We start from the raw sequence: 869 nt of genomic DNA, 5'->3' as shown, positions 1-869 counted from the left end.
GCTACGACGCCGGCGCCGACGGTACGACCGCCTTCACGGATAGCGAAGCGCAGACCGTCTTCCATTGCGATGGTCTTGATCAGGGTGACAGTCATCTGAATGTTGTCGCCTGGCATTACCATTTCAACGCCTTCCGGCAGTTCGCAGTTACCGGTCACGTCAGTGGTACGGAAGTAGAACTGTGGACGGTAGCCTTTGAAGAACGGCGTGTGACGACCGCCTTCTTCTTTCGACAGAACGTAGACTTCTGCGGTGAACTTGGTGTGCGGCTTGACCGAACCTGGCTTGACCAGAACCTGACCACGCTCAACGTCGTCACGCTTGGTACCACGCAGCAGAACGCCGCAGTTCTCGCCAGCACGACCTTCGTCCAGCAGCTTGCGGAACATCTCAACGCCGGTGCAGGTAGTGGTGGTGGTGTCACGCAGACCAACGATTTCCAGCGGATCCTGAACGCGGACGATACCACGCTCGATACGGCCGGTTACCACGGTACCACGACCCGAGATCGAGAATACGTCTTCGATCGGCATCAGGAATGGCTGGTCGATGGCACGAACTGGCTCAGGGATGTAGGCATCCAGAGTTTCTACCAGCTTCTTGACAGCGGTAGTGCCCATTTCGTTGTCGTCTTTGCCTTCCAGCGCCATACGAGCCGAACCGATGATGATCGGGGTGTCGTCGCCTGGGAAGTCGTAGGTGGACAGCAGGTCGCGAACTTCCATCTCGACCAGTTCCAGCAGCTCAGCGTCGTCTACCAGGTCAGCCTTGTTCAGGAAGACCACGATGTACGGAACGCCAACCTGACGGGACAGCAGGATGTGCTCACGGGTTTGTGGCATCGGACCATCGGCGGCCGAGCAAACCAG

Annotated in this window: 1 protein-coding gene; it reads right to left on the bottom strand. The window is 58.1% G+C overall.

Going from position 1 to position 869, the window contains the following annotated elements; genetic code table 11:
- The coding region (locus FS665_RS23120) for an elongation factor Tu (protein ID WP_145193654.1) at nucleotides 1-869 on the bottom strand (869 nt) is incomplete at both ends.

The sequence above is a fragment of the Pseudomonas sp. URMO17WK12:I11 genome, assembly GCF_007677725.1.
Classification (GTDB): domain Bacteria; phylum Pseudomonadota; class Gammaproteobacteria; order Pseudomonadales; family Pseudomonadaceae; genus Aquipseudomonas.
The sequence above is the reverse complement of the archived record's forward strand: the minus strand, read 5'-3'. Positions and strand labels throughout refer to the sequence as shown.